The organism is Streptococcus vulneris (assembly GCF_019218685.1).
GTDB lineage: Bacteria > Bacillota > Bacilli > Lactobacillales > Streptococcaceae > Streptococcus > Streptococcus vulneris.
The window spans coordinates 65917-72172 of the sequence record NZ_JAHUZC010000012.1 but is presented as its reverse complement, the minus strand read 5'-3'; the positions used below and the strand labels follow the sequence as shown (position 1 = coordinate 72172).

The 6256-nt window shown below is 39.4% G+C and carries 9 protein-coding genes; 6 read left to right on the top strand and 3 right to left on the bottom strand.

Annotated elements, in window-relative coordinates; all coding sequences use genetic code 11:
• Window positions 1-761 (bottom strand): N-acetylmuramoyl-L-alanine amidase family protein (locus KUA57_RS08395; protein ID WP_431830575.1); only part of this gene is annotated, 761 nt, incomplete at its 3' end.
• Window positions 762-802: 41 nt separating this feature from the next.
• Window positions 803-1711, bottom strand: a complete 909-nt coding sequence (locus tag KUA57_RS08390; protein ID WP_218494060.1) for a LysR family transcriptional regulator — start codon at window positions 1709-1711, stop codon at window positions 803-805.
• A 63-nt stretch (window positions 1712-1774) separates the two neighbouring features.
• On the opposite strand from KUA57_RS08390, the gene KUA57_RS08385 reads away from it, so the two are divergent.
• The 4 genes from KUA57_RS08385 to KUA57_RS08370 all read left to right on the top strand — a co-directional run bounded on the left by KUA57_RS08385 (window position 1775) and on the right by KUA57_RS08370 (window position 3205).
• Entirely contained in the window at window positions 1775-2044 is a 270-nt protein-coding gene (locus KUA57_RS08385; RefSeq protein ID WP_000051787.1) for a YqgQ family protein, read from the top strand.
• Window positions 2044-2424, top strand: coding sequence for a rhodanese-like domain-containing protein (locus tag KUA57_RS08380; RefSeq protein ID WP_061864282.1), 381 nt, complete (start codon window positions 2044-2046; stop codon window positions 2422-2424). The genes KUA57_RS08385 and KUA57_RS08380 overlap by 1 nt, the downstream gene beginning before the upstream one ends.
• Before the next feature lie 162 nt (window positions 2425-2586).
• Complete coding sequence (locus tag KUA57_RS08375; protein WP_125447585.1) at window positions 2587-2814, top strand: DUF4190 domain-containing protein; 228 nt, start codon at window positions 2587-2589, stop codon at window positions 2812-2814.
• A gap of 214 nt (window positions 2815-3028) precedes the next feature.
• Entirely contained in the window at window positions 3029-3205 is a 177-nt protein-coding gene (locus tag KUA57_RS08370) for a DUF4190 domain-containing protein (RefSeq protein ID WP_125447583.1), read from the top strand.
• A gap of 39 nt (window positions 3206-3244) precedes the next feature.
• On the opposite strand, the gene KUA57_RS08365 is transcribed toward KUA57_RS08370, so the two are convergent.
• Window positions 3245-3970, bottom strand: a complete 726-nt coding sequence (locus KUA57_RS08365) for a 16S rRNA pseudouridine(516) synthase (protein ID WP_061864280.1) — start codon at window positions 3968-3970, stop codon at window positions 3245-3247.
• 161 nt (window positions 3971-4131) lie between these two features.
• Here KUA57_RS08365 and typA point away from each other — a divergent pair, with 161 nt between their 5' ends.
• Window positions 4132-5973 carry a translational GTPase TypA gene (typA, locus tag KUA57_RS08360; protein ID WP_000164111.1) on the top strand — a complete coding sequence of 614 codons (1842 nt, stop codon included), beginning with the start codon at window positions 4132-4134 and terminating at the stop codon, window positions 5971-5973.
• 19 nt (window positions 5974-5992) lie between these two features.
• Window positions 5993-6247 carry a DUF3165 family protein gene (locus tag KUA57_RS08355; RefSeq protein WP_020901944.1) on the top strand — a complete coding sequence of 85 codons (255 nt, stop codon included), beginning with the start codon at window positions 5993-5995 and terminating at the stop codon, window positions 6245-6247.
• The last annotated feature ends 9 nt before the right edge of the window (window positions 6248-6256 follow it).

Sequence of the window (6256 nt, the reverse complement as noted above, 5' to 3'; positions counted from 1 at the left end):
GTTGTATTACTGAGCATGATTCCATCTTTGTCGAAGTAATACCAAGACCCACCAATTTTTTCCCATTTATTTTGAGAGATTTTTCCTGAAGGATTAGCGAAGTACCAATGTTTATCAATGAGAACCCATTTGTTTTCAGCCATGGCTCCACTATTTGTCAGCAAGTAGCTGTTAATGGTTGTATTACTAAGCATGATTCCATCTTTGTCGAAGTAATACCAAGAATCAGCAATTTTTTCCCATTTATTCTGAGAAATTTTTCCTGAAGAACTAGCAAAGTACCACTTTCCATTGATGAAGTTCCAACCGTTCTCAGCCATTACTCCATCTTTATTGAATACATAACCATCAAAGGTTGTATTGCTTAGTCGATTTCCATCTTTGTTGAAGTAGTACCACTTTCCTTGGATTTTTTTCCAGTTGGTAACAGGTTTATTGTGTTCGTAAAAGCGCCAGTTATTATTTTCTTCTTGCCAACCTTCTTTGACTTTTTCAACTTTTTTTTCTTCTTTTTTTACTTCAGATTTCTTCTCTTCTGTAGCAGGAGTTTTTTCTTCTTTATCGTCAATTTTAGAAGAATTGTCTGTTTTTTCAACATTCTCTTTCGGTTTTTCTTGGTTTTCGATTTTTGAAGTACTTGAATGAGGAATTGTTACATTTTCTCGTACTGACTCTGCTTTATTTTCTTGAGCCTGGACCGTTACTTGAGAGTACCCTAAAATAGATAGGGCAACTGTACTAGCGAGTATAATCTTTTTCATTTTTTGTCTCCATATATATTTTTAGCATTTTAATACTATTCTCAACTATCAAACTGGACTTCTTCTAGTAGATAGTCGATAAAGCGTTCGCCCATCTTGGATAGGCTGGTTTTTTCATGCTGGATATAGACCAGCTTAATGGGGTCATCAATGTCCAGTGGGATAGAAACGATATTGTCTCCGTTGAGGTTGCTGTTCAAAATTCCTGTCGCAATGGTATAACCGTCCAAACCAATCAAGAGGTTAAAGAGAGTGGCACGGTCGCTGACTACGATAGATTTTTTGTGGTATTCCTGCGAGAGAATCTCTTCTGAAAAGTAGAAGGAGTTGTGCGTCCCTTGGTCATAACTCAGGTAAGGGAAGTTTTCCAAATCAGACAGTTTAACCTTGTCTTTCTTTGCCAGAGGATTGGTCTTGCTGACAAAGATATGAGGCTGGGCGGTAAAAAGATGGTGAGCCAGCAGGTGGTTGTCATCCAGCATTTTGGTTAAAACATCACGGTTGTAGCTGTTAAAAAATAGGACACCGACCTCACTACGGAAGTTCTTGACGTCGTCGATAATCTCCCAAGTACGAGTTTCACGAAGGAAGAGCTCGTATTTCTCCATATCGCTTTTCTTGAGCAAAGAGACAAAGGCATTGACCACAAAGGCATAGTGCTGAGACGAAACGCTAAAGAGTTCGCGGTGGGCGACAGGATTTTTATAGCGTTCCTCCAGAAGTTGGGTTTGCTCGACAACTTGACGGGCATAAGAGAGGAACTCCATCCCATCACGGGTCAAGGTGATGCCCTTAGGATTGCGGATAAAGATCTCAATACCCATTTCATTTTCTAAATCTCTCACAGCATTGGAAAGACTTGGTTGGGTGATAAAGAGTTGCTTGGCTGCCTCATTCATGGAGCCGGTTTCGACGATTTTGATAATATAGTGTAATTGTTGAATTCTCATGTTTTTATTGTACCACACTTGCGTCAGAATCGCCAAAGAAGATAGGAAAATCAGGAGCATTGTGTGAGTCTCTTCTTGAAAAAAACACAAAATTTTGCTAGAATGAGTCTTATGAAAACATTCTATGATGTGCAACAATTCCTCAAACGATTTGGTATTATTGTTTACATGGGAAAACGCTTATATGATATTGAACTGATGAAGTTGGAGCTCTCTCGAATTTACGATGCAGGGTTGATGGACAAATTAGACTATCTAGAGGCAGAAGCAGTTCTTCGCAGAGAGCATAAGGTAGAATTGGATTATATTGAGAAAAATGGAGAAAAGAACTAATGGTTACTTGGATTTTGTGGGCACTTATACTGGCAATGTTGGCATGGATGGGCTTTAACTATCTTCGTATTCGCCGTGCGGCTAAAATTGTGGACAATGAGGAATTTGAATCCTTGATTCGTACGGGTCAATTGATTGATTTGCGCGACCCAGCAGAATTCCACAGAAAACATATTCTTGGGGCTCGCAATATTCCTTCAAGTCAGTTGAAGACTAGTCTTGCAGCCCTTCGTAAGGAGAAACCTGTCCTTCTTTATGAAAACCAACGTGCGCAACGTGTCACAAATGCAGCACTCTATCTGAAAAAGCAAGGTTTTTCTGAGATTTATATCCTTTCTTATGGTTTGGATTCTTGGAAAGGAAAAGTGAAGACTAATTAACATAAGCTAAATTCTCAAACTAAGTTTCGCTTTGGGTAGACAAGTGAACGTTTCTTTGAGAGATTGCTATCATTAATATGATAAAAAACTTATAGTATTATATAGACAAAACCTATTTCTTTTGATATAATTTAGTGGTAATAATTTTAGGAGTTTTATAATATGAAAGAAAAGAAGAAATCTTCCCTTGTTTTAGGTATCCTATCTATCGTTCTTGGTTTGCTATTTCCAATCGTAGGTCTCGTTTTGGGGATCATTGGTCTAGTCTTGGCTAATTCACATCAAAAAGAATCTGAATTAGACTATAAAACAGAACGAATTCTTAATATCGTAGGGATTGTAGTTTCTGTAATTAACTGGGTTGCAGGACTCCTCTTAATGATGCACTAATCAGAATTCTAACAAAAAAGCTTTATTTTTAAAAGCTTTTTTGTTTTATCCACTCTTCTCGATTCAAGAACCGGATAACATAGTGCTAAGATTTTTCACCCAATTGATAAAGCCGATTTTTATGGTATTATTCATTTGTGTTTAATTTAAGGAGTTTTTAGAAAATGCAAGAAAAGAAAAAAATCCACTTTTGGTGGGTATTCTGTCTATTGTTATGAGTTTATTATTTGCTTTGGGAGGTATTCTTTTAGGTATCGCCGGTATCTTGTATGCTAACGAACTTCAAAAAGAATCTGGACTTGATTATAAAGCAGAAAGAATTATAGCTATTGTAGGTATTGTTCTTTCTGCTCTTAACTGGATTGTTGGAATTATCTTACACATGAGTTAAAGAAGATTAAAAAAGCTTTAAACATAAAGCTTTTTTCTTTTATCTACTTTTTTCTAAATAGTTTTTAATGACTTCCAATTCCTCTGGATTCAAGGGACGGAATTGCCCTTCTGCTAGTTCTGGGCCTAATGTAAAGTCACCGAACTGAACTCGTTTGAGAGAGACAACCTTGACACCAACTGAGAGGAACATTTTTTTAACCTGATGAAATTTTCCTTCTGATATGGTAATAGAGGCATGACTCTCTGTTGGGCTTGAGGACAGAATTTCGAGCTGAGCAGGTTTACAAGTGGTCCTATCTAAAAAGACGATTCCTTCCTTAAACAGTCGGATATGGTCTGACGTGAGCGGTCCGTTTACTACGACTTGATAGGATTTATCGACATGATATTGGGGATGGAGGAGTTGGAAGCCCAAGGGACCGTTATCGGTCAATAGGAGGAGTCCTGTCGTATCTCGGTCCAGTCGGCCGACGGCATAGAGTTTGTCAGACTGGATGTCAGGCGGAAGGAGGTCCATGACGGTTGGAAGTTTCTTGTCTTTGTTGGCTGTAACGACACCAGCAGGCTTATGAAGCATAAGATAGGTGTGCTCATAGCCTCGAATGATTTGGTCTTGAAAAAGGAGTTTTTGTAGTCCTGTATCGATATTTTGGGCTAGAGAGCGGGCTGGGCGACCATCGACTAGAATTTCCTCTTTGAGTAAGGCTTGTTTCATGGCCTTTCGGCTGATTTTTTCTTGGGCTAATAAATTATCTAAACGCATACTGTGCCTATCTTATCATAAGTCGCTTGCTTTGAAAAGACTTGACGTGAAAAGAAAAGCAGAGTGAAAACATTTACACTTGCTTGAGTTATGTTATTTACTTGAAATTATGGTATAATCGTTCAGTTAGAAAATAAATTTTGAATATTATAGAGGAAATCATGACAAAATTAAGAGAAGATATCCGTAACATTGCGATTATCGCCCACGTTGACCACGGTAAAACAACCCTCGTTGACGAATTATTGAAACAATCAGAAACGCTTGATGCACGTACTGAATTGGCAGAGCGTGCTATGGACTCAAACGATATCGAAAAAGAGCGTGGAATTACCATTCTTGCTAAAAATACAGCCGTTGCCTATAACGGAACTCGTATCAATATCATGGACACACCAGGACACGCGGACTTCGGTGGAGAAGTTGAGCGTATCATGAAAATGGTTGACGGTGTTGTTTTGGTCGTAGATGCCTACGAAGGAACAATGCCACAGACTCGTTTTGTATTGAAAAAAGCCTTGGAACAAGACCTTGTCCCAATCGTGGTTGTTAACAAAATCGACAAACCATCAGCTCGCCCAGCTGAAGTAGTGGATGAAGTATTGGAACTTTTCATCGAGCTTGGTGCAGATGATGACCAGCTTGATTTCCCAGTAGTGTATGCTTCAGCGATCAACGGAACTTCTTCATTGTCAGATGATCCAGCTGACCAAGAAGCTACTATGGCACCAATCTTTGACACAATTATCGACCATATCCCAGCTCCAGTAGACAACTCAGATGAGCCTTTGCAGTTCCAAGTGTCACTTTTGGACTACAATGACTTCGTTGGACGTATCGGTATCGGTCGTGTCTTCCGTGGTACTGTTAAGGTTGGGGACCAAGTTACCCTTTCTAAACTTGACGGCACAACTAAAAACTTCCGTGTTACAAAACTCTTCGGTTTCTTTGGTTTGGAACGTCGTGAAATCCAAGAAGCCAAAGCAGGTGACTTGATTGCCGTTTCAGGTATGGAAGATATCTTTGTCGGTGAAACCATTACTCCGACAGATGCAGTAGAAGCTCTTCCAATCCTACACATCGATGAGCCAACTCTTCAAATGACTTTCTTGGTCAACAACTCACCATTTGCTGGTAAAGAAGGTAAATGGGTAACTTCTCGTAAGGTGGAAGAACGCTTGCAGGCAGAATTGCAAACAGACGTTTCCCTTCGTGTTGACCCAACTGATTCACCAGATAAATGGACTGTTTCAGGACGTGGAGAATTGCACTTGTCAATCCTTATCGAAACAATGCGTCGTGAGGGATATGAACTTCAAGTATCTCGTCCAGAAGTTATCGTAAAAGAAATCGATGGAGTTAAATGTGAGCCATTTGAACGTGTTCAAATCGACACTCCAGAAGAATACCAAGGATCTGTTATCCAAAGTCTTTCTGAACGTAAGGGTGAAATGTTGGATATGATTTCAACTGGTAATGGTCAAACTCGTTTGGTCTTCCTTGTTCCAGCGCGTGGTTTGATTGGATACTCAACTGAGTTCTTGTCAATGACTCGTGGTTACGGTATCATGAACCATACCTTCGACCAATACTTGCCTTTGATTCCAGGTGAAATTGGTGGTCGTCACCGTGGTGCCCTTGTTTCTATCGATGCTGGTAAGGCTACAACTTACTCAATCATGTCTATCGAAGAACGTGGTACAATCTTTGTCAACCCAGGTACTGAGGTTTATGAAGGAATGATTATCGGTGAAAACTCTCGTGAAAACGACTTGACCGTTAACATCACTAAGGCAAAACAAATGACTAACGTTCGTTCAGCTACTAAGGACCAAACAGCTGTTATCAAGACACCTCGTATCTTGACCCTTGAAGAGTCTCTTGAGTTCTTGAATGATGATGAGTACATGGAAGTAACTCCTGAGTCTATCCGTTTGCGTAAACAAATCCTTAACAAGGCAGAGCGTGAGAAAGCTAACAAGAAGAAAAAATCAGCTGAATAAGAGCTAGAAAGAGATAAAGATGGTTTATTTAATCATAGGACTCCTCTTATTACTACTCTATGTATTTGCGACACCACAAAGCATTAAAGGGACAGTCAATATCGTCCTTGTCGTCTTTGCTTTCGTAGCACTTTTGATTTTGCTGATGTTGTCTGTCCTGCAAATCTTTCAGCTACCGACAGAATTCTTTATCGCAATTGCCATGCTCTTCTTAGCATACTTTAGCTTGCGAGATATTACCCTCATGTCGGTTAATAAAAGTAAAAGAAGATAAAAAGAGAGT

What these genes read in the sequence shown, in the direction of transcription:
- KUA57_RS08390 (WP_218494060.1), bottom strand. Translation starts at nt 1,711, where the DNA reads ATGAGAATTCAACAATTACACTATATTATCAAAATCGTCGAAACCGGC.
- KUA57_RS08380 (WP_061864282.1), top strand. Translation starts at nt 2,044, where the DNA reads ATGGTTACTTGGATTTTGTGGGCACTTATACTGGCAATGTTGGCATGG.
- KUA57_RS08375 (WP_125447585.1), top strand. Translation starts at nt 2,587, where the DNA reads ATGAAAGAAAAGAAGAAATCTTCCCTTGTTTTAGGTATCCTATCTATC.
- KUA57_RS08370 (WP_125447583.1), top strand. Translation starts at nt 3,029, where the DNA reads ATGAGTTTATTATTTGCTTTGGGAGGTATTCTTTTAGGTATCGCCGGT.
- KUA57_RS08365 (WP_061864280.1), bottom strand. Translation starts at nt 3,970, where the DNA reads ATGCGTTTAGATAATTTATTAGCCCAAGAAAAAATCAGCCGAAAGGCC.
- typA (WP_000164111.1), top strand. Translation starts at nt 4,132, where the DNA reads ATGACAAAATTAAGAGAAGATATCCGTAACATTGCGATTATCGCCCAC.
- KUA57_RS08355 (WP_020901944.1), top strand. Translation starts at nt 5,993, where the DNA reads ATGGTTTATTTAATCATAGGACTCCTCTTATTACTACTCTATGTATTT.